This window comes from Falsihalocynthiibacter sp. SS001 (genome assembly GCF_042445055.1).
GTDB lineage: Bacteria > Pseudomonadota > Alphaproteobacteria > Rhodobacterales > Rhodobacteraceae > Falsihalocynthiibacter.
Window position 1 is genome coordinate 1 of the sequence record NZ_CP170339.1, and the last position, 21,000, is coordinate 21,000.

General features: G+C 54.6%; 19 protein-coding genes. 7 read left to right on the top strand and 12 right to left on the bottom strand.

Annotated features, from left to right (window positions below; genetic code table 11):
- Nucleotides 1–99: 99 nt before the first annotated feature.
- The 5 genes from dnaA (at nucleotide 100) to gyrB (ending at nucleotide 6,957) form a co-directional block, all read left to right on the top strand.
- On the top strand, nucleotides 100–1,452 hold the full coding sequence (gene dnaA / locus ACFE33_RS00005) for a chromosomal replication initiator protein DnaA (protein ID WP_380055218.1): 1,353 nt from the start codon (nucleotides 100–102) through the stop codon (nucleotides 1,450–1,452).
- A 123-nt stretch (nucleotides 1,453–1,575) separates the two neighbouring features.
- Nucleotides 1,576–2,694 carry a DNA polymerase III subunit beta gene (gene dnaN / locus ACFE33_RS00010; protein WP_380055221.1) on the top strand — a complete coding sequence of 373 codons (1,119 nt, stop codon included), beginning with the start codon at nucleotides 1,576–1,578 and terminating at the stop codon, nucleotides 2,692–2,694.
- 40 nt (nucleotides 2,695–2,734) lie between these two features.
- On the top strand, nucleotides 2,735–3,844 hold the full coding sequence (gene recF / locus ACFE33_RS00015) for a DNA replication/repair protein RecF (protein WP_380055224.1): 1,110 nt from the start codon (nucleotides 2,735–2,737) through the stop codon (nucleotides 3,842–3,844).
- Nucleotides 3,841–4,470, top strand: a complete 630-nt coding sequence (locus ACFE33_RS00020) for a LysE family translocator (RefSeq protein WP_380055227.1) — start codon at nucleotides 3,841–3,843, stop codon at nucleotides 4,468–4,470. The genes recF and ACFE33_RS00020 overlap by 4 nt, the downstream gene beginning before the upstream one ends.
- 69 nt (nucleotides 4,471–4,539) lie before the next feature.
- On the top strand, nucleotides 4,540–6,957 hold the full coding sequence (gene gyrB, locus ACFE33_RS00025; RefSeq protein ID WP_380055230.1) for a DNA topoisomerase (ATP-hydrolyzing) subunit B: 2,418 nt from the start codon (nucleotides 4,540–4,542) through the stop codon (nucleotides 6,955–6,957).
- Nucleotides 6,958–7,138: 181 nt separating this feature from the next.
- Here the strand turns inward: gyrB and ACFE33_RS00030 are convergent, their stop codons facing one another.
- Nucleotides 7,139–7,891 (bottom strand): NAD(P)H-dependent oxidoreductase, encoded by a 753-nt coding sequence (locus ACFE33_RS00030; protein ID WP_380055233.1) that lies wholly within the window; start codon nucleotides 7,889–7,891, stop codon nucleotides 7,139–7,141.
- A gap of 118 nt (nucleotides 7,892–8,009) precedes the next feature.
- Nucleotides 8,010–9,047, bottom strand: a complete 1,038-nt coding sequence (locus tag ACFE33_RS00035) for an alpha/beta hydrolase (RefSeq protein WP_380055236.1) — start codon at nucleotides 9,045–9,047, stop codon at nucleotides 8,010–8,012.
- A gap of 271 nt (nucleotides 9,048–9,318) precedes the next feature.
- Here ACFE33_RS00035 and ACFE33_RS00040 point away from each other — a divergent pair, with 271 nt between their 5' ends.
- Complete coding sequence (locus ACFE33_RS00040) at nucleotides 9,319–10,359, top strand: LacI family DNA-binding transcriptional regulator (protein ID WP_380055238.1); 1,041 nt, start codon at nucleotides 9,319–9,321, stop codon at nucleotides 10,357–10,359.
- Here ACFE33_RS00040 and ACFE33_RS00045 read toward each other — a convergent pair.
- The 8 genes from ACFE33_RS00045 to dapD all read right to left on the bottom strand — a co-directional run bounded on the left by ACFE33_RS00045 (nucleotide 10,356) and on the right by dapD (nucleotide 18,158).
- Complete coding sequence (locus ACFE33_RS00045; protein ID WP_380055241.1) at nucleotides 10,356–11,021, bottom strand: DNA-3-methyladenine glycosylase I; 666 nt, start codon at nucleotides 11,019–11,021, stop codon at nucleotides 10,356–10,358. The two genes, ACFE33_RS00040 and ACFE33_RS00045, sit on opposite strands and share 4 nt — an antisense overlap.
- 39 nt (nucleotides 11,022–11,060) lie before the next feature.
- A complete protein-coding gene (locus ACFE33_RS00050) occupies nucleotides 11,061–12,329 on the bottom strand; it encodes a lytic murein transglycosylase (protein WP_380055244.1) in 1,269 nt (422 codons plus the stop codon).
- A gap of 89 nt (nucleotides 12,330–12,418) precedes the next feature.
- The gene (gene rnr / locus ACFE33_RS00055; RefSeq protein WP_380055246.1) at nucleotides 12,419–14,680 is read right to left on the bottom strand and encodes a ribonuclease R; all 2,262 of its coding nucleotides are present in this window, start codon (nucleotides 14,678–14,680) and stop codon (nucleotides 12,419–12,421) included.
- Between the two features lie 32 nt (nucleotides 14,681–14,712).
- A complete protein-coding gene (locus tag ACFE33_RS00060) occupies nucleotides 14,713–15,306 on the bottom strand; it encodes a TIGR04282 family arsenosugar biosynthesis glycosyltransferase (protein ID WP_380055249.1) in 594 nt (197 codons plus the stop codon).
- Nucleotides 15,303–15,725: a GNAT family N-acetyltransferase gene (locus tag ACFE33_RS00065; RefSeq protein WP_380055252.1), complete on the bottom strand. Its 423-nt coding sequence runs from the start codon at nucleotides 15,723–15,725 to the stop codon at nucleotides 15,303–15,305. Before ACFE33_RS00065 ends, ACFE33_RS00060 begins: the two co-directional genes overlap by 4 nt.
- Nucleotides 15,722–16,867, bottom strand: a complete 1,146-nt coding sequence (gene dapE, locus ACFE33_RS00070) for a succinyl-diaminopimelate desuccinylase (protein WP_380055255.1) — start codon at nucleotides 16,865–16,867, stop codon at nucleotides 15,722–15,724. The genes ACFE33_RS00065 and dapE overlap by 4 nt, the downstream gene beginning before the upstream one ends.
- Nucleotides 16,868–16,948: 81 nt before the next feature.
- The gene (locus tag ACFE33_RS00075; RefSeq protein ID WP_380055258.1) at nucleotides 16,949–17,287 is read right to left on the bottom strand and encodes a hypothetical protein; all 339 of its coding nucleotides are present in this window, start codon (nucleotides 17,285–17,287) and stop codon (nucleotides 16,949–16,951) included.
- A 43-nt stretch (nucleotides 17,288–17,330) separates the two neighbouring features.
- Complete coding sequence (gene dapD, locus ACFE33_RS00080; RefSeq protein ID WP_380055260.1) at nucleotides 17,331–18,158, bottom strand: 2,3,4,5-tetrahydropyridine-2,6-dicarboxylate N-succinyltransferase; 828 nt, start codon at nucleotides 18,156–18,158, stop codon at nucleotides 17,331–17,333.
- A gap of 90 nt (nucleotides 18,159–18,248) precedes the next feature.
- Between dapD and ACFE33_RS00085 the strand changes: the two genes are divergently transcribed.
- Nucleotides 18,249–19,091: a TIGR00730 family Rossman fold protein gene (locus ACFE33_RS00085; protein WP_380055263.1), complete on the top strand. Its 843-nt coding sequence runs from the start codon at nucleotides 18,249–18,251 to the stop codon at nucleotides 19,089–19,091.
- 5 nt (nucleotides 19,092–19,096) lie between these two features.
- Here the strand turns inward: ACFE33_RS00085 and rlmN are convergent, their stop codons facing one another.
- Complete coding sequence (rlmN, locus tag ACFE33_RS00090; RefSeq protein ID WP_380055266.1) at nucleotides 19,097–20,296, bottom strand: 23S rRNA (adenine(2503)-C(2))-methyltransferase RlmN; 1,200 nt, start codon at nucleotides 20,294–20,296, stop codon at nucleotides 19,097–19,099.
- A gap of 117 nt (nucleotides 20,297–20,413) precedes the next feature.
- Nucleotides 20,414–20,953: an invasion associated locus B family protein gene (locus ACFE33_RS00095; protein ID WP_380055268.1), complete on the bottom strand. Its 540-nt coding sequence runs from the start codon at nucleotides 20,951–20,953 to the stop codon at nucleotides 20,414–20,416.
- Nucleotides 20,954–21,000: the final 47 nt, after the last annotated feature.

The window sequence follows — 21,000 nt, forward strand, 5'->3', positions numbered from 1 at the left end:
GTGGCTTTTGGAGAAGTGAAACCACATTGGGGGGCAACGCCCACGCATAATCAGGCGGCCTTTGGCCTAATAATAACTTGCGAAGCGGGTAAAGATAGAATGACGAATGACACTTGGGGAACGGTGCGCAATGAATTGCAAAGGACAGTTGGACAAAGCAACTTCACAAATTGGATTGAACCCCTTGAGTTTTCCGGCCTGAACAATGGCATTGCCGAATTTTCCGTTCCAACCAACTTTATGGGTAACTGGGTCGCGCGGAATTTTGGCGACCAGATCAAGCATCTGCTGAACGAAGCAGGTGAGGCTGTTCATCGGCTTGAGTTTGCGGTCGCCAGCAAATCCACGCCGCGCGCACCTCAGGTAAAGCCTGCCCCGACACCGGCAGCAGAACCCGTAAACGATTCGCCAGTCCCCGGAGCTCCGCTCGATTCGCGCTTCACTTTCGACAGCTTTGTCGTTGGTAAGCCGAACGAACTCGCACACGCTGCTGCGAAACGTGTGGCCGAGGGTGGACCCGTTTCGTTCAACCCGCTCTTCCTTTATGGCGGCGTTGGCCTTGGTAAAACCCACCTGATGCATGCGATCGCGCATGAGCTTCAACAGGACCGTCCGGACCTAAATGTGGTTTACCTTTCGGCCGAGCAATTCATGTATCGCTTCGTACAGGCACTGCGTGAGCGCAAGATGATGGACTTCAAGGAACTGTTCCGTAGCGTCGACGTTCTAATGGTTGACGACGTCCAGTTCATCGCGGGCAAGGACAGCACCCAAGAAGAGTTCTTTCACACGTTCAACGCGCTAGTGGACCAGAACAAACAGATCATTATTTCAGCAGATCGCGCCCCTGGTGAGATTAAGGACCTCGAAGATCGCATCAAGTCGCGCCTTCAATGCGGCCTTGTTGTTGATCTTCACCCGACCGATTACGAACTTCGCCTTGGCATTCTTCAACAGAAGGTCGAGCAATACCGCCAGCAATATGCTGGGCTGGTGCTTGCGGATGGCGTTCTTGAATTCCTTGCGCATCGTATTTCGACAAACGTGCGTGTTCTCGAGGGTGCGCTAACGCGGCTCTTTGCTTTTGCTTCGCTTGTTGGCCGCGAAATCACAATGGAGCTTGCTCAGGATTGTCTCGCGGACATCCTTCGCGCCAGTGACCGCAAGATCACAATCGAAGAAATCCAGCGTCGCGTAAGTGAGCATTACAACATCCGTCTGTCCGAGATGATCGGTCCGCGACGCGTTCGCAACATCGCGCGGCCTCGTCAGGTCGCAATGTTCCTTTCAAAACAGCTCACAAGCCGCAGCCTCCCCGAGATTGGCCGCCGCTTTGGGGGCCGTGATCATACGACGGTTATGCATGGCGTTAAGCGGATTGAAGACCTTCAACTCCACGACAGCCAGATCGCTGAGGACCTCGAACTGTTGCGCCGGAGCCTTGAGGCCTGAAAACCTTTGCAATAAGTGTCAGAGCCCTTGACGCCCCTGCGATATAATCGGACATTCTCACAAACAGTTAACAACGGGCGGGGGCCTCGGCCTACCGCCCTGCACCTGTCTTAGGAGCATACAATGAAAATCAGTATCGAACGCGCCGCCCTTCTCAAGGCGATTTCACAGGCACAATCGGTGGTAGAGCGCCGCAACACGATACCGATCCTCGCAAATGTGTTGATCGAAGCCGAGGAAGAGCATGTCTCCTTCCGCGCGACCGATTTGGACATCGAAGTTGTCGACAAAACACTCGCCCAAGTCGAGCGCGCAGGTGCAACGACTGTCTCCGCTGTGATGCTTCACGAGATCGTACGCAAACTTCCTGACGGCGCCCTTGTTCGTTTGACGGATGATGGTGCCTCTGGCCGCCTGACCGTCGAAGCTGGTCGTTCGAATTTCTCGCTGGCGACGCTTCCCCGCGAGGATTTCCCTGTTATGGCGTCCTCGGAATACTCGGCGAATTTCTCGGCCAAAGCGAGCGTTCTGCGCCGCCTTTTCGACAAATCCAAATTCGCAATTTCCACAGAAGAAACCCGCTATTATCTCAACGGCGTCTACATGCACGTTGCTGATTCTGACGGCGGCAAAGTGTTGCGTTGCGTTGCAACCGACGGCCACCGCCTTGCGCGCATTGACGCGGACCTTCCCGAAGGTGCGGCGGATATGGCTGGCGTTATTGTCCCACGCAAGACTGTGGGCGAGCTGCGCAAACTTCTGGACGATGACGACGTAGAAATCGCGGTATCTGTGAGCGAGACCAAAGTACGCTTTGCCACACCCGAAATCACCCTGACCTCCAAGGTTATCGACGGCACTTTCCCTGATTATACGCGCGTGATTCCGTCTGGGAACACCCGCAAGCTAGAGGTTGATTCCGCAGAGTTTGCGAAGGCCGTCGACCGCGTCGCCACAGTCAGCTCAGAGCGCAGCCGCGCTGTTAAGCTCTCGCTCGACGAAGATCGCCTGATTCTTTCGGTTAACGCGCCTGATAGCGGTGCCGCCGAAGAAGAACTCGCTGTTGCCTATGCGGATGAGCGTTTGGAAATTGGCTTTAATGCTAAATACTTGCTTGAAATTGCGAGCCAAGTTGATCGCGAGAATGCAGTGTTTATGTTCAATTCCTCCGCCGATCCGACCTTGATGCGCGAAGGCAATGACACTTCTGCGGTTTATGTCGTCATGCCGATGCGGGTCTAGGGCGATTGCCCCTTAAACCTGGCCGCGAAGGGGGCATCATATGTCACTAGCCCTGCGCGAACTGACACTTTCCCATTTCCGATCACACAAGAAATCCCGCCTCGAACTTTCGGGGCGGCCAGTTGCCATTCACGGGGCAAATGGAGCAGGCAAAACCAGCCTGCTTGAGGCTATCTCTCTGCTCTCCCCCGGACGTGGCTTGCGGCGCGCAACTGCGCAGGAAATGACCCGCAAGACCGAGGCGATAGGCTGGAAGGTTTCCGCAACGCTAAGCCGCGCAAACGACCTCCATGAAATCGAAACATGGTCAGAGAGTGGCGCGCCCCGACAGGTCCGTATTGACGGCAAGGCTGCCACCCAACTCTCTCTCGGCGAAATCGCTCCTGTGCTTTGGCTTGTTCCCTCTATGGATCGACTTTGGATTGAGGGCGCCGAAGGACGCCGCCGATTTCTGGATCGGATGGTCCTGAGCTTTCTCCCAAAGCATGCAACGGCCGTTCTGACCTATGAGAAAACCATGCGCGAGCGAAACCGCCTCTTGAAGGATCAGGTTCGCGACCCCGCTTGGTATGAGGCACTAGAGTCGCAAATGGCGAAATCAGGTGCCGAAATCTCCGCCAACCGCGTCAAAGTTCTGGCGCAGGTTTCAGCCGCACAAGAGCGCGCGGAAACGCAATTCCCCGCCGCGTCACTGACCTTGGTTCAAGGAGATGGCACGCCACAAGAAACCACGCCTCCTGAAACGCTCGCACAAATGTTCGCGCACAATCGCGCTGCCGATATTCGTGCAGGACGAACGCTTGTGGGACCACATCGCGCGGACCTTGCGGCAATCTATCAAGAGAAAGACATTCCCGCTCGCGATTGCTCCACCGGAGAGCAAAAGGCGCTGCTGATCTCACTTGTGCTCTCGAACTGCCGCGCTCTTTCGCAAGAGTTGGGCACACCCCCGCTTTTGCTTCTGGACGAAGTCGCCGCACATCTGGATGCTGCGCGGCGCGCGGCGCTGTATGACGAACTCTGCGCAGTAGGTGCACAGGCCTTTATGACGGGTACAGGTGCGGAACTGTTCACCGAGATATCACAACGCGCCGAGAGCTACGAAGTTCAGGACCACGGTGGAACCTCTGTTGTAGTGCCTACGTCATGACGCTATCGGGCACTGATATTGCGCTCTATGCGCTTGCTTTGCTGATCCTGTTCCTCACACCTGGTCCTGTCTGGCTGGCGATTGTTGCGCGTTCTATGTCTGGCGGCTTCAAGGCCGCTTGGCCGCTGGCTCTTGGCGTGGCTGTGGGTGACGCATTCTGGCCCCTACTCGCAATTCTTGGCGTCAGTTGGCTCGTAGATGAAATCCAAGGTTTGATGATCTGGATGCGCTATTTCGCGGTCGTCTTCTTCCTCTTTCTTGGGGTGGGCCTTTTGCGCAACGCCGACAAGACCGTAACGACCGACAGCCGCCTAACCCGCCCCGGAATTTGGGCCGGTTTCCTTGCGGGGGTGGCTGTAATTCTCGGAAATCCCAAGGCGATATTATTCTACATGGGAATGCTGCCGGGGTTCTTTGACCTCACGTCGATCACAGGTACGGACATCACAGTAATCGTAATTATCTCGATGGCCGTGCCACTCATTGGGAACCTAGCATTTGCCACACTGATCGACCGCGCACGGGTGGTAATGGCGACCCCAACCGCCATGAGACGGATGAATATTTCCGCGGGTGTTTTGCTGATTGGCGTGGGCTTGTTTTTGGGTGCTACGGCACATCATTAAATGCGCCCAATCGCGTGACAAGCACGTTGAAATCCCCTATAAATAACAAAAATACGAAGGATGCCTCAAATGGCCGAAAACGCGCAGTCGCCAGAAGATTACGGTGCAGATTCCATCAAAGTTCTCAAAGGCTTAGAAGCCGTACGCAAACGTCCGGGGATGTACATCGGTGATACCGATGACGGCTCGGGTTTGCATCATATGGTTTATGAGGTTGTGGACAACGGCATCGACGAGGCTCTTGCGGGTCATGCCGACGCTGTGAACGTCACAATTCATGCCGATGACTCGGTTTCTGTGGGCGACAACGGGCGCGGAATTCCGGTTGGCATTCACGAAGAAGAGGGCGTGTCTGCAGCAGAGGTCATCATGACCCAGCTACACGCTGGCGGGAAGTTCGACAGCAACTCGTACAAGGTTTCTGGCGGTCTTCACGGCGTGGGTGTTTCGGTTGTGAATGCGCTTTCTGATTATCTCGAACTTCGGATTTGGCGCGATGGAAAAGAGCACTACGCCAAATTCGCTCACGGCGACACAGTCGAGCCTTTGCGGGTTGTCGGCGATGCGAACGGGCGCAAAGGGACTGAAGTACGCTTCCTTGCTTCTACGGATACGTTTTCGAACCGTGAATACAGCTTTGAAACGCTAGAGAAACGTTTGCGGGAACTTGCATTCTTGAACTCGGGCGTGCGGATCATCCTTGTGGACGAGCGCCCCGCAGAGCACCTAAAGACCGAGCTATTCTACGAAGGGGGCGTGCGAGAATTCGTTAAGTATCTGGATCGCAGCAAATCACCCGTGATGCCTGAGCCGATCTTTATGGTTGGCGAAAAGGACGACATTGGTGTCGAAGTCGCGATGTGGTGGAACGACAGCTATCATGAAAACGTGCTGCCGTTTACCAACAACATTCCCCAACGGGATGGTGGAACGCATATGGCGGGATTGCGCGGAGCCTTGACGCGCACGATCAATAACTATGCACAGTCCAGCGGCATCGCGAAGAAAGAGAAAGTCTCGTTCACAGGTGACGACGCTCGCGAAGGGCTGACATGTGTACTTTCCGTCAAGGTTCCTGATCCGAAATTCTCGAGCCAAACCAAGGATAAACTTGTCTCCTCCGAAGTTCGCCCCGCAGTGGAAAGCCTTGTGAACGAAAAACTCTCCGAGTGGTTCGAGGAAAACCCGAACGAGGCGAAACTTATCGTCGGCAAGATCGTTGAGGCCGCATTGGCCCGCGAGGCAGCCCGCAAGGCGCGCGAACTTACTCGGCGCAAAACTGCGATGGATGTGAACTTCCTCGCTGGTAAGCTCAAGGACTGTTCTGAGAAAGACCCCTCCAAATCCGAAGTCTTTATCGTGGAGGGTGACTCTGCGGGTGGCTCTGCTCAAACGGGGCGCGATCGGATGACCCAAGCGGTTCTGCCGCTGCGCGGGAAAATCCTTAACGTTGAACGCGCACGATTTGACCGGATGCTTGCAAGCCAAGAGATCGGCAACCTCGTTATGGCGCTCGGCACTGGAATTGGGCGTGACGAGTTCAATATCGAGAAGCTCCGCTATCATAAGATCGTCATCATGACCGATGCGGATGTGGACGGCGCGCATATTCGAACGCTGCTGCTCACGTTCTTTTATCGTCAAATGCCTGAACTGATTGAAGGTGGCTATCTCTATATTGCGCAGCCGCCGCTTTATAAGGTTTCACGCGGAAAGTCAGAACGCTACCTTAAGGACCAGACGGAGCTTGACAACTATTTAATCGATCAAGGAATTGATGGTGCAATTCTTCGTCTTTCCTCAGGTGAAGAAATTGCTGGCGCAGACCTACTCCGCGTCGTTGAAGAGGCGCGCCAAGTGCGCCGTATTCTCCAAGCGTTCCCGACCCATTATCCGCAACACATTCTGGAACAAGCGGCCATCGCCGCAGCGTTTGTGCCCGGTGCTGTAGATCAGGACCTACAACGTGTCGCAGATAACATCGCGGCTCGCCTAGACAGTATCGCGCTGGAGTATGAGCGTGGCTGGCAAGGTCGCCCAACCCAAGACAAGGGTATCCGCCTTGCACGCTTGCTTCGTGGCGTAGAAGAAGTGCGCACACTTGACGGTGGCGTCCTTCGCTCTGGAGAGGCGCGCAAGCTTGGCACCTATACTGAAACGCTGCGTGATGTTTACGGAAAGCCATCAAGGCTCGTTCGCAAAGACAAAGAAACGCTCGTTCACGGTCCTAGCGAACTTCTTCAGGCGATCCTTGCCGAAGGCGAAAAGGGCCTTTCCCTACAGCGCTATAAGGGCCTTGGCGAGATGAACCCAGACCAACTTTGGGAAACCACCCTTGATCCAGACGCCCGAACACTCCTTCAAGTGAGGGTCGAGGATATGGCAGAGGCAGACAACCTGTTCACCAAGCTAATGGGTGACGTCGTAGAGCCTCGCCGTGAGTTCATTCAACAGAACGCTCTCACTGTCGAGAACCTAGACTTCTAGAGAATTGTAGGGGCGTGCAAATTTCTGCATTCGCCGCAAAAGTCTGCGTAAATTCCCATCAGGGCCGTATTGCACCGCACTCAATATGGCCCTGATAAGCAGTTAAAGAATACTCTGGAGTCGATTGCATTTTCTGCTGGCCAGCTTTCGCACTAAACGCTCTAGCGCTAGTTAGCCCACTTCAGACGTGCTTTATAAACGGTGTGACGCTTGGGGCTTCAGGACGCAGGCGGCCGTGTTCATCGAAATCATGGTCTGCGTTAAACGCCATGAGGGGCAAGTTATCGAAATCTTTAATGATATCGTTATGCGCCGCCAGATGGGCTGCGAGCCTAGCTTCGGTCTTTTCCTTTTTGTCGCCTTTCCAGTAGCCATGAACTCCGTGCACAACCTGTGGCTTCGCGACTTTGCATCCCAAGTATCGAAACGTGTAGGCCAATGGCCAAAGCAACATTCGCACGTCACCTTCCCTCCCGTCCGGCGCACTTTCGGCTTCCTGCGAGCCAGTACTAACACAGAACAGTACGGTTTTGTCGCGATGACGGCCTGTATCGAACCGCTCTTTTGAGGTGTGCATGGCACCGTGGGCAAGCACACGATCACACCAGCCCTTGATGATTGCTGGAGGGCCGAACCACCAAATCGGGAAGTGCAGAATAATTCGATCCGCGGCTAGAAGCTTGTCCATTTCTTGTAAAACGCTGGCAGGAATAGTTCCTGTATCCGACGCATGCTCTTGGCATTTAAGAACATCGAAACCAGTACTGTCCTCATAATGGTCAAATCGCTCGACCGGGTCAAAACCGTCTTGAACCAAGTCCGAACGGGACACGCCCCCACCCAATGAACGGCTCGCAATTTCGGTCTGCTTTGCCCAAGACCCCGTAAACGATCCTCTGTGCGGATGCGCCATTACGATAAGCGTTTGTGTCACCTGTAGGTCCTTGTCTCGTCTCGATTTTCTCCACAAGACAGATATGCAGACTGCGACTGGGAATCTAGTGCTGAAGTTTGGCATCAAGCGGCCATTCCGCACGCGATACGGGAACTGGTTAATCAGGCAGCAGTCTCCAGTGATTGCTTCCGACCTGTTCGAGGTTCTGGCGTGCTGCGGCCGTTTCGCCGTGGTTTAGCAATCGGTTGAGGTCATGGCCGACCTCCTTGTTATAGATATGATAGAGATGACCACTCGCAGACCTTAGCTGTAGGTCGCTCGTATCGATCACCTCGACACCCTCTAGGCTTGCAACATCGTTCCCACTTGTCCCAAGTCGTGGATAACCGTGAAGTTGTTCGGAAACGGCCAGCGCTTGGTCAGAATTAGAGGTATAAATCGTGATGCTACGCGCGAGCGGGCGAATACGCGGCAGGAGTTTTCTGAATACTTCGAAATCAATATCAGACGCCAGAAGCACGACATTCCCAAAGCGCATATCTGGATGGGACCCAGCGATTTCATAGAGCGCAAGAGTTAGCCCGCGTCCACCAAGGCTGTGCCCTGCAAGATCTACGTTGCCGCTGCCGAAGCGGTCGTGCAATTCCACGATGATATCTGCCAAGTCCGGCACACTCCAATACAGGTTCACCTCGTCCCGCGCATAGTTCCGCAGAGTGCCATCGGAGGGCCAGCTAAACCAAAGGAATCTGTTCTCAAGACCCGCGTTCTCTTTGAAAACCGTTGCGCGCCGACACCCTTTCTCGAAGTCCATATAATATCCATGGATGTACAGAAGCGGAGCATCGGGCCCGTTGGCCTTGATATCGCCGAGCAAACTATCGCGAGAGGTTTCTTCGATGGCATCCAGTTTGAGAATTTCTTCAGGAATTCGGAACGGTGCGCGGTCGGCCACAGATGAGAGGAAGTCGAGACTCACCTGATCAAGTAAGCACCTACCAGCGCTGAGAGTGCCGCGATCGTCACCATAGAATTGATCGGGGCTGTTTCCCTCTAGCCGATTCCGTACTGTCAGGTATGGGACCCCGCGTTCGTATGAAATCGATTGAGCGTTCACACGATCCGGCAAAACCAAGGCCGCGATAAAAATGTTACTGAAAATCAGAAACGCCAGACTGAGTACAGTCGTCCTCATCCGCTAAACTCCAAATAATAGACATTCAATCACTTACACAATTTAAGCGACAATACCATTCAGTCTATTAACATCTTTTCTGGGAATTTAGCAGCCAAGGGGGAGTGAATTTGGCCCACCACTCCCCCTTATCCAAGAGCGTCAAGAGATAGAGAGCTTGCAGGACGCGTTGGACTCACTGTTAGCGATAACATACCGATTCATCGCGGCTTGGACAAGGGGCATTTTCACGCTAAGCTGCTACAAATGCAGCATCACAAGGTTCGTTGATTTGACCCAATCCAACACTCCGCCCAAGCGTACACTCACTTTGCGCGATGTTTCCGAGGCTTCTGGTGTAAGCGAGATGACCGTTTCGCGTGTGCTGCGCAACCGGGGAGATGTGTCAAAAGACACCCGAGAAAAGGTTCAGGCGGCTGCAAAAAGACTCGGTTATGTGCCGAACAAAATCGCAGGAGCATTGGCAAGCCAGCGTGTAAACCTCGTTGCTGTAATCATTCCGTCAATGTCCAACATGGTGTTCCCAGAGGTGCTGACCGGGATTTCAGACGTACTGGACGACACCCCTCTCCAACCCGTTGTCGGCGTCACAAATTACCTGCCCGAGAAGGAAGAAGCCGTTCTATATGAAATGCTCTCTTGGCGGCCATCTGGTGTGATCATCGCTGGTCTGGAGCATTCCGAAGCTTCCAAAGCCATGATGCGCAACGCGGGCATACCGATTGTTGAAATCATGGACGTAGACGGCGAACCAGTTGATGCGATGGTCGGGATTTCCCACCGTCGCGCCGGACGTAAAATGGCGCAGGCGATCATCAAAGCGGGCTACAAACGCATTGGTTTCATGGGGACGAAAATGCCGCTCGACCACCGCGCGCGCAAACGGTTTGAGGGCTTTACAGAGGCACTAGCCAAAGCGGGGCTAGAGGTCGCAGACCAAGAATTCTACTCTGGCGGTTCTGCTCTTGCGAAAGGGCGCGAGATGACAGAAGCGATGCTAAAACGCACACCCGATCTGGATTTTCTGTACTATTCCAACGATATGATTGGCGCTGGCGGTCTTCTGTACTGTTTGGACAAGGGGATCAAAGTTCCCAAACACATCGGTCTTGCGGGCTTTAACGGCGTTGAGCTATTGGACGGTCTACCACGCCAACTTGCTTCTATGGGATCCGAGCGAAACGAAATCGGGCGCCTTGCTGCACAGATCATCGCACGGCGCTCGTCAGGAGCAGAAGCAAGCGAAGAAGACCGTATTGAACTCACGCCTAAACTTTGTCTTGGCGACACCCTAAAGCGCAAGAAACGCTAGACACTCATCGCAAGGACGCGGCTGATTTCGGTCAGTGAGCGGCCAGATTCCGCGCGCCATTTATTGAGCGCGTCTTGCGCTTGATAGAATGCGCGTTTGGATGTCGGAGCCTTGTCGATAACACCTTCGGCAACCAGCCTCGCAACCACGTCCTGCGAGAAAATTGCACTGTCTACGCCCAGCATCCGCAGCGAATATTGCCCCGTTGCGCCGCCTAGACGCGATCCGCGTTTCTTGAGCATGAGAAGCAAACCAACGTAATCATCGGCGGGCCATCCAGCGATCGCTTTTGCAACAGAGCCTGATTCTGCGCGCAGATCACTCAGAAACACGGCGTTATCCCGAACGGATGTTATCTTGCCGCCATGTCGAACGATGCGGGTGTCCTGAATGAGGCGATCAAACATCTCGTCATCCATGAATGCACAGCGCCCGATATCAAACCCGTGGAACGCCTCTTCAAAGCCTTCCCATTTGGCCTCAATTACTTTCCAACTAAATCCCGCCGAGAATATCTGACGCGCAAATCGCGAGAGCCACCGATCATCTGGAATCGCCAAAAGTTCATCCAAGGACTTGGGTTTATCAATTAAGGCTTCTAGCGCGTCTGCTCCGCCTTTGCGTTCAGCCGCTATATCGTAGATTTCGTCAAACGTGCGCATTGCCTTACCCCTTAATGAACCGAGGCAAGTATGACGCTATTATTGCAAACGTTTCAATATGGTTGAGCTGGCAAAGCCATCCGGAACCAATCCGACGCTATTCTGAAATGCTTTGATCGCCGCAATGGTATTGGGGCCGATAATGCCATCCGCCCCCTGCGTATCAAAACCCGCCTTCGTCAGGCGCTCTTGCATTTCGATCTTTTCGGTAATGCGAAGCGGACGCTCGTCGCGTGGCCATTCCGACTTTATTGCGGGGCGTCCCGCGATACGATCCGCCAAATGCCCCACACCAATCACATAGGCATCGGCGGTGTTGTAACGCTCGATGACCTGGAAATTGTTGAAGATCATAAACGCAACTCCGCGCGCACCAGCAGGAAGCAGGATGGACGCTTCACCATGGTCCGGTACAACCTTGCCATGTATATCCCGCACCCCAAGTTCCGCCCATTCCTGCGGCGACTTCTTCACGCGCTCGGTCGTTTGTAGGTAATCGAACCCCTTGGGCAAACCGACCTCGACACCCCAAGGTTGCCCTTTCGTCCAGCCAAACCCCTTAAGGTATGCAGCAGTAGAAGCGAGCGCATCTGCGGGATTGTCACTCCAGATATCGCGCTTGCCGTCTCCTGTGAAATCCACGGCGTAGGAGAGATATGATGTCGGGATGAATTGAGTATGCCCCATCGCGCCCGCCCATGACCCCGTCATCTTACTTGGGGGAACATCGCCCGACTGAACGATCTGAAGGGCGGCAATGAGTTGGTCCTCAAAGAACGCTCCGCGACGGCCATCAAATGCAAGCGTCGCCAAAGCTTCGATGATTGGAACTGAGCCACGGAACGAACCATAGGCGCTCTCGAGCCCCCACACAGCCGCAACGATTTCTTTCTCGACGCCGTAGGTATCCTCAATCTTCTGCAAAACGTCGCCATGTTTCTGAACCGCCGCGCGACCGTTGCTAATGCGCGCATCCGAGGCGGCGCTGTCCAGATACTCCCATATCTGCTTGGTGAATTCGGATTGGTTTCGATCCCGTTTCACCACATCGGAATTATACGAAATTCCTGAAAAGGCCTCATTCAATACACGATCAGAAATGCCCTGCGCGCGCGCTCTTTGACGGAAACCGTTCAACCAGTTACCAAACTCGCTGGCGCCCTGCACTTCTGCCATATGAATGTCCCCTGTGGTGGTTTTAATGATTACTTCCGGACGTTGAACAGGACGCGGCCAATCCCCCGTCGCATAAGCTGTTATCGGACTAAAAATAAGGGCAATCGCCACGGCGTTCGTTTTCAAGCGCATAGTCATCCATTGGTTAATCAATAACAGATTATCGCATTCGGACTCTGTGTAAATGCTGCTTTCAAATGGGTGGCAATCCCCTGCCGATTCTACTTGCTGCGCTTGCGGGCAACCTTCCTCTTGATCTTTGCTTTCTTGCTGCGGGTCTGGCCAACTTTCCGCCCTCTGTGCGTCTTGCCACCCCGCGATCCACGCCCCTTGGGAAGGGGTTTACCATCAAGTTCCAACAACTCAAGCGTCACACCGCCGGTGGTGGGGGTGGCTTCGGCCAGTCGCACCAAAGCAGGTTGTCCCAAGGTGATTTTCAGGCCCGATTGTTCCCCGATCAACGCGTTGGCGTCTTCGTCATGAACAAAATACTCGCGGCCAATTGTTGCCACGGGCACCAACCCATCGGCGCCTGTTTCATCCAGCTTGATAAACACGCCAAACCGCGCAATGCCTGCGACACGGCCGCTAAATTCATTGCCAAGGCGTTCGGAGAGGTAACTCGCAAGATAACGATCCGTGGTGTCACGTTCGGCGACCATACTGCGGCGTTCGGTGTCGGAAATCTGCTTACCCGTTTCCTCAAGCTGTTCGATATCCTGAGGCGACAGTCCGTCTTTGCCCCACCCATGCGCGGAAATCAGGGCGCGATGCACGATAAGGTCGGCGTATCTGCGGATGGGAGAGGTGAAGTGCGCATAGTTGCGCAAAGCCAGTCCAAAATGCGAAAAGTTTTCAGGAGCGTAATACGCCTGTGTCATTGAGCGCAGCGCCGAAATGTTAATCAGCTCTTCTTGCTCGGTTCCCGCCGCCTGACTCAACAATTGGTTCAAATGCCGCGTCTGAAGCACCTGGCCCTTTGCCAACACAAAGCCAGATGAAATTGCCGTCTCCCTGAGGGATTCCAGCTTTTCGGCACTCGGTTCTTCGTGAACCCTGAACAGCAACGGTTGCTTCTTTTCGATCAGTGTTTCGGCCGCTGCAACGTTGGCCAGAACCATGAACTCCTCAATCAAGCGGTGCGCATCCAGACGATCTCGGAACGCGACAGAGATGACTTTCCCCTCTTCAGAAAGCTCAATCCGACGCTCTGGCAAGTTCAGATCAAGCGGCTGCCGACGCTGGCGCGCTTTCACCAAAACGTCGTAGGCAGCATAGAGAGGCTTTATAACCTCCTCCAAGAGCGGCGCACATTTCTCGTTTACGTTGCCATCCATCGCGGCCTGAACCTCAGAATAGGCCAACGAAGCATGTGATTTCATCATCGCGCGATGGAACTGATGGCTGATTTTGTTGCCATCTTTGTCCAAGACCATTCGCACCGCCATACAGGCCCGCTCGACATCCTCATGAAGCGAACATAGATCTCCCGACAAACGATCGGGAAGCATCGGAACGACGCGGTCTGGAAAATAGCTTGAGTTCCCGCGTTTGCGCGCTTCGCGATCAAGGGCACTTCCGGGCGTGACGTAATACGCCACATCCGCAATCGCGACCCAAACGACATGACCGTCAGGGTTTTTCGGATCATCATCTGCATGGGCAAAACAGGCGTCGTCATGGTCCCGCGCATCTGGCGGATCAATCGTAACCAGCGGCATATCCCGCAGATCAAGCCGCTTGCCTAGTGGCGCTGGCTTGGCGGCATCTGCTTGTGCAATCACATCATCAGGAAAGCTATCCGGAATCCCGTGTTGGTGGATCGCAATAAGCGAAACAGCCTTGGGCGATGACGGATCCCCTAATCGGGCAACGACCTTCGCACGCGGCAAACCCATGCGCGACTTAGGGCCGGTTTGCTGTGCCTCAACAAGTTCTCCGTCGCGCGCCTCAAGCGTCGCACCCTCGGCGATCTTCCATTCCTTATCGCTTCCCTTGTCGATCGGAACCAATCGCCCACCTTCGTGGCTTTCGCGGAAAATACCGACAATCCGTAGTGGATTAGTGCCTATCTGACGGATCAGGCGCCCTTCATAATCATGGGTATCGCCTTTGAGCTTGGTAAGACGCGCAAGAATGCGGTTACCCGCGCCCAACGCTGCCTCGCCTGCTTTGGCACGCATGATGATCGTGGGTTGCGCTGCTTCTCCCTGCCACTCAAGAGGTCTTGCCAGCAAATCGCCATCGTCATTCGGTCCGATAATCTCCAAGACGCTGACGGGCGGAAGGCTCTCTGGATCGCTATAGCTTTGCTTGCGTTTCTGGAGGTGCCCATCCGCCTCTAGCTCGCGAAGAACGCGCTTCAGATCAATCCGCGCTGCACCCTTGATGCCAAAGGCCTTGGCGATATCGCGTTTGCTTGTCTTGGTTGGGTTATCGGAAATCCACTGGAGGACTTCCTCTTTTGAGGGAATATGTACCATAAATCTGGCGTAGCACGGAGGCGTAGAAACGTCTATGGGCGCCGTGATTGGTGCGCTATCAGATCGGCAAGCGTATCAATGTCTTGAAGCGTCGCGACCTCGGCGATCGTCAATCCGTCAAACGAAGCCCGTGAATCCGCAAGCGCATATTCGGATGACCATCTGACGTTCTGAAATATCCTCGACGGCGGCCGCGCAACGCGCTTTAGCCCGACCAACCAATACCCGCCATCACCCGAAGGGCCAAACACGGCCTGATGATTGCCAAGCGATTTGAACGCGGCGTTTATGTGGTGCTTCTCAACAGTCGGGATATCGCTCCCGATGATCACGACTGGGCCGCGGGGCAGTTCATGAAAAAGCCTCGCCATCCTGTCGCCAAGGTCGCCTTGCCCCTGCATGACGCGAAGATATTTGTTCGGCCAGATGCGGCTCTTGCTTCCTTCGATATCTGGCGCAACCGCTAGCGTAATTTGCCAGCGCGGATCGTCTAGCCGCCGCAAAAGGCGCGCAACCTGATGTCGATACCACCACGCGGCGGCCACCATCCCCATTCCAACGCCAAGCCGTGTTTTCACCCGCCCTGGTCGTGGTTCCTTGAGCATGATGACCAGATGCCTCTTCAAAGAACCCGTTCCATGTCGCGATGAGGGATGCCCGCATCATCATAGGGCGCGCCATAAGCCGCAAAGCCCGCTTTCTCATAAAACGGAATTGCGTAGACCTGTGCCGAAAGATACGCGCGCTTCAGGTTCTTGCGGGAGCGAAAATACGCGATACTTGCCTCGATTAGCTCTGCACCAAGCCCCGTCCCGCGATGCGATTGCAAGACACAAACACGACCGATCTTGCCTGTTTCACCAGAGAACAAAAGGCGCGCTGTGCCAACTGGCCGCCCATCATCCATAGCAATCAAATGAACCGCGGCATCATCGAGGTCGTCGATTTCTTCTTCAACAGAAATGCCCTGCTCATCAACGAAAACCGCCATCCGCAACGCAATACAGGCGGCGATATCGTCGGTCTCGTGAATGGTTATGCTCATGCAAAATAGTCCGTCAGGATACGCGTATAGATACCCTTGAGCTGCTGGATATGCGCAATCTCGACGCGCTCATCGACTTGGTGCATTGTCTTGCCGACCAACCCGAACTCAACAACAGGGCAGTGATCCTTAACAAAGCGCGCATCGGATGTGCCGCCCGAAGTAGAGAGGCTTGGCGTCACGCCTGTTTCCGCAGCAACGGCCTTGGAGACGATCTCGGAAAGTTCACCTGGGGGCGTCACGAAACTTTCACCAGAATTCTTTACCACGACCTGAACGCCGACACCCATTTCATCGGCAATCTTCGCCGCCTCTTGGTTGAGCCAAGCCGTCAGGCTCTCTCCGGAATGAAGATCGTTATAGCGAATGTTAACCGTTCCCTTGCAAAGCGCGGGGATCACATTGGTCGCGGGATTTCCCGCATCAATTGTTGTAATCGCAAGTGTGGACGCATCGAAATGATCGGTGCCTTGGTCCAATTCATGGCTCGCCAACCGATCCATAAGCCGCGCCATCGCTGGCATCGGGTTTTTCGCGCGGTGGGGATAGGCCGAGTGCCCCTGCACGCCCGTCACTGTGAAAAATGCCGTGAGGCTTCCGCGACGGCCGATCTTCATCATTTCGCCCATCGTTTCGGGGCACGTCGGTTCGCCAACCAAGCAAACCGTCATCGCTTCGCCCATCTGTTGCATATAATCAAGGAGCGCGGTTGTACCGTCGATGGCGTCGCCTTCTTCGTCGCCCGTGATCGTTAGAATGATCGCGCCTTGTGGCGGGGCGGTTTGGACCAAATCAATCGCAGCTGCGACAAATGCCGCAACGCCCGACTTCATATCCGTAGCGCCGCGCCCGTATAGCCAGCCGTCCTTGATCTCGGCACCGAAAGGCTCAACCGTCCATGCGGCGTGATCGCCAACGGGCACAACATCTGTGTGCCCGTTGAACCCGAACGACTTGTTCGCTCCACGATGTCCCCAACGCGCAAATAGATTGGAAACGCCGCCTTTATCTACGCGCGTACACTCAAATCCGGCCTCGCTCAGGAGCCTCTCAAGCAATACCAATGCGCCCCCTTCTTCAGGAGTCACAGATGGACAGCGAATGAGGTCGGCAGTTAGGGAAACGGGATCAATTGGGGGCATGGAACTCTCCTTTTCTCAAAGAGTTCGGTACCCGCTTGGCTCACAGATCGCAAGCCTTTCGCATGTAGAGGGAATGGTTCGCTAGTCGTAAAAAGGCGTGGATTGCACAACGATTACGCTGTTTTCCACTTTGGCGCGTTCCATCAATTCGCGCTCTTCGTCAGAGATGTCATGCCCCTCTGCAAGGCGTTCTTCGAGGGTGCCATATCCGGAGACATCAAGCGGTGCCATATCTGCTTGTTTGAGGATCGCGACTGTCTCACGAACAGCCTCGGCTTCGTCCACGCCGCTCGCAAACACCATCAGCGCAGCGCCTGTTGATTTTGCGGGCAAACCGTCGTTTTCGCTGCGGCCCACTTCGACCAAAAGGGTAAAGACCTGTTGGCGCGAGGGTTTGTCTGATTTCTTATCTTTTTTCATGGGCCTCGCTTAACAACAGCAAGGCCCACGGTCAATGATCCGCTTAGTCGCGCAACAATTCGTTGATGCCCGTTTTAGAGCGTGTGCGCTCGTCCACGGTTTTCACGATCACCGCGCAATAGAGGTTAACGCCGTTTTTGCTTGGCATAGAGCCAGACACAACAACGGAATATGGTGGCACTTCCCCATACATGATTTCGCCCGTCTCGCGATTTACGATCTTGGTGGATTGACCAATGAACACACCCATGCCCAAAACCGCGCCTTCGCGCACGATGCAACCCTCAACCACTTCAGAGCGCGCCCCTATAAAGCAGTTATCCTCAATGATGGTTGGACCCGCTTGCATTGGTTCCAGCACCCCGCCGATACCAACGCCGCCCGAGAGGTGAACGTTCTTGCCGATTTGCGCACAGGAGCCAACAGTGGCCCATGTATCGACCATCGTGCCTTCGTCAACATATGCGCCTAGGTTCACGAATGACGGCATCAAAACAACGCCCGGCGCAATGAATGCCGACTTGCGGACAACGGTGTTTGGAACAGCGCGGAAGCCCGCCTCTTTCCATTGGTCCGCGCCCCAGCCTTTGAACTTGCTGTCAACTTTGTCCCACCAGCCAGAGCCTTGTGGGCCCCCTGTTTGCTCTTCCATGTCCTTGATACGGAAGCCGAGCAGAACCGCCTTCTTGGCCCATTGGTTCACATGCCAATCACCGTTTTCCTGACGTTCTGCGACGCGTAACTTACCGCTATCAAGGGCATTTAGCGTGTCCTCGATGGCTTCGCGTGTTTCTCCCGTTGTGGCGGGTGTGATGGTATCGCGGGCATCCCACGCGGCTTCGATGGCGGATTCAAGTTGTGCATTAGACATGGTTAATTCGTCTTCCTGTATGGCATCGGTTGCTCGAAGGATATAGCCTCAGAAGCATAAGCGCGCAATGCAGGTAAAAGGAAACGATACATGAACGACGACCGACGCCATCCGTTCCGCCACAGTCGCCAAGACCGCGAACAAGCCCACCATACTCCCGATACGCCACAAACGCTTGCGCCGGCCTATCGATTGGCGTTCGATGATGAGGAATTCCTTTGCCGCGAAGAGCTGCGCCCTGTTCGTTTGCAGCTTGAACTGCTCAAGCCTGAAATGATGCTGGATGAGCAAGAGATCAACTCAACGATCGTGATGTTCGGCGGCGCCCGTATCCCCGAACCCGCCAAGAAAGACACCGCTCGCACAAAAACGCTGGCGGAACTGTCCAAATACTATGAAGAAGCCCGTGAATTTGCGCGCCTTATGACGCTTAAATCCGGCGAGAGTGATGGCAAAGATAACGTCATCGTCACGGGCGGCGGTCCGGGTGTTATGGAGGCAGGCAACCGTGGTGCAGTAGATGCAGGAGGCGTTTCAATCGGGCTTAATATTGTGCTTCCGTTCGAGCAGGCACCCAATAGATACGTGACGCCCGAGCTGTGTTTCAACTTCCATTACTTCGCCATTCGCAAAATGCACTTCTTGATGCGCGCCAAGGCGATCACCGTTTTCCCTGGTGGGTTCGGGACGCTCGACGAGACATTCGAGGCGCTTACGCTCATTCAAACGGGCCGCATGGAGCCGATCCCGTTTCTACTGTTCGGTAAGGAGTTCTGGCAGAAGATCATCAATTGGGAAGCGCTCGCGGATGCAGGCACGATCTCGGAGAAGGATCTGGACCTTTTCCGCTTCGTTGATACCGCAGCGGAAGCGATCGAAATCATCGACAACTGGAACAAGCCAGAGCGCCGCCAAGCTATTCCAGGACGCTAGCGCGCTTAACCCTGACGCATTTCCTGCTCGATCTGGCGTTTGCTCTTGCGGGCACGCTCCGTTTCGGACTTGAGCTGGCCACACGCGGCCATGATATCTTCGCCGCGTGGACGTCGGATAGGCGAAGAATATCCCGCGTTGTGAACGATATCGGCAAAGGCACGAATGCGGTTGTTTGAGCTGCGCTCATACGGCGCACCCGGCCATTCGTTGAACGGAATGAGATTGATCTTGGCAGGGATGCCTTCGATCAGCTTCATCAAGCGGTGCGCGTCCTCATCGCTGTCGTTCACGCCCTTCAGCATCACATATTCAAAGGTGATCCGCTCGCTATTGCTCACCTTCGGATAGGCACGTAGCGCCTCAAGCAGGGCTTCGATATTCCAGCGCTTATTGATCGGCACCAGCACATTCCGCACCTCGTCGGTTGTTGCGTGGAACGAAACGGCAAGCTGACAACCGATTTCCTCGGCTGTGCGCCAAATCTCTGGAACAACACCCGACGTCGAAAGAGTAATGCGGCGACGTGAAAGCGAAATACCCTCGGGATCCATCGCAATTTTCATCGCATCGCGAACGTTCTCAAAATTATAGAGCGGCTCGCCCATTCCCATCAGAACGATATTGGAAAGCAGACGTGCCTCTGGCGGATTTGGGACGCCGAGCTTGGGCCATTCACCCAAGTCATCGCGAGCAACCATGACCTGACCAATGATTTCCGCAGCCGTCAAATTACGCACCAGCTTCTGAGTGCCCGTATGACAGAACGTACAAGTCAGCGTACATCCCACCTGTGAGCTAACGCAAAGCGTGCCGCGGTTGTCCTCTGGGATATAAACAATCTCGACTTCGTGACCGCCTGCGATACGCACCAAATACTTGCGTGTGCCGTCTTCGGAAACCTGACGGGTGACAACTTCGGGGACGCGAATTTCGCAAGTCTCTGCCAAGAGCGTACGGTAGTCTTTGGCCAGATTGCTCATCTGGTCGAAATCGCGCACGCCCTTCTGATAGATCCATTGCCAAATCTGCCCAGCGCGCATCTTGGCTTGTTTTTCTTTGGTTCCGATCGCAATCAACGCGTCGCGCAGCGCAGGCCGCGTCAACCCAACGAGGTTCACTTTTTCGCTCGGCGCTTCTTTGCGGGGCAATGTCAGCGTGTCTTGGGTTATCGCCTTGGAAACAGGTGCGATTGGATCGGTCATATCTCTCTCCGACAAGGATCAGACGGGCGTCATACAGGCATACTAGCAGAATGACAAAGGATTCGCCCAATAAGAGCGAATCCTTCATTCAAAACATCTTGTGATCGTGAGGAGCGCTTACGTACCGCAGCGCTTCTCTGCTTCTTCGATAGCCGCCGTAAAGCCAAGCAAGCTAAAGGTATCTTGGGTTTGCGTGCCCCGCGAAGAACGTCCGGTTACGATTGCTGTGGCGCCGCGTTTCATCGCTGTGATGATCTTGGCGTCATCCGCAGCGGTCGCAGGCCATGCATTTTCCTTGGAGGTAAAGAAGTCGAACTTTGAATCGCCAACCTCAACAGAAACGGTCGAGCCATCCGCAAAGGGATATCCACCGGTAAAGGAAACTTCGGATTTCACATTCGCGCTCGGACGGTACGTCACATAAAGCAGGATATCGCTACGACGCACAGCCACAACGCGGCCGTCCTTGGTGTTTACAGTTTCTTTGGGAGCGGAGACAGCCCAACACTCGGTCGGATCATCCTCAACAAACACGCTCCAATCGGTGTTCGCTGCGACGCGGTTTGTGGATTCCTGTGCCAATGCGCTACCAGTGATACCAACACATGCAAGAGTTCCAAATACAACGCCCTGCGTTTTTGCCAAAATTGATTTCATCTGTTCACAGCCTCCAGCTGTAGTACCTCAAGTTTCAGGGGGCGCGG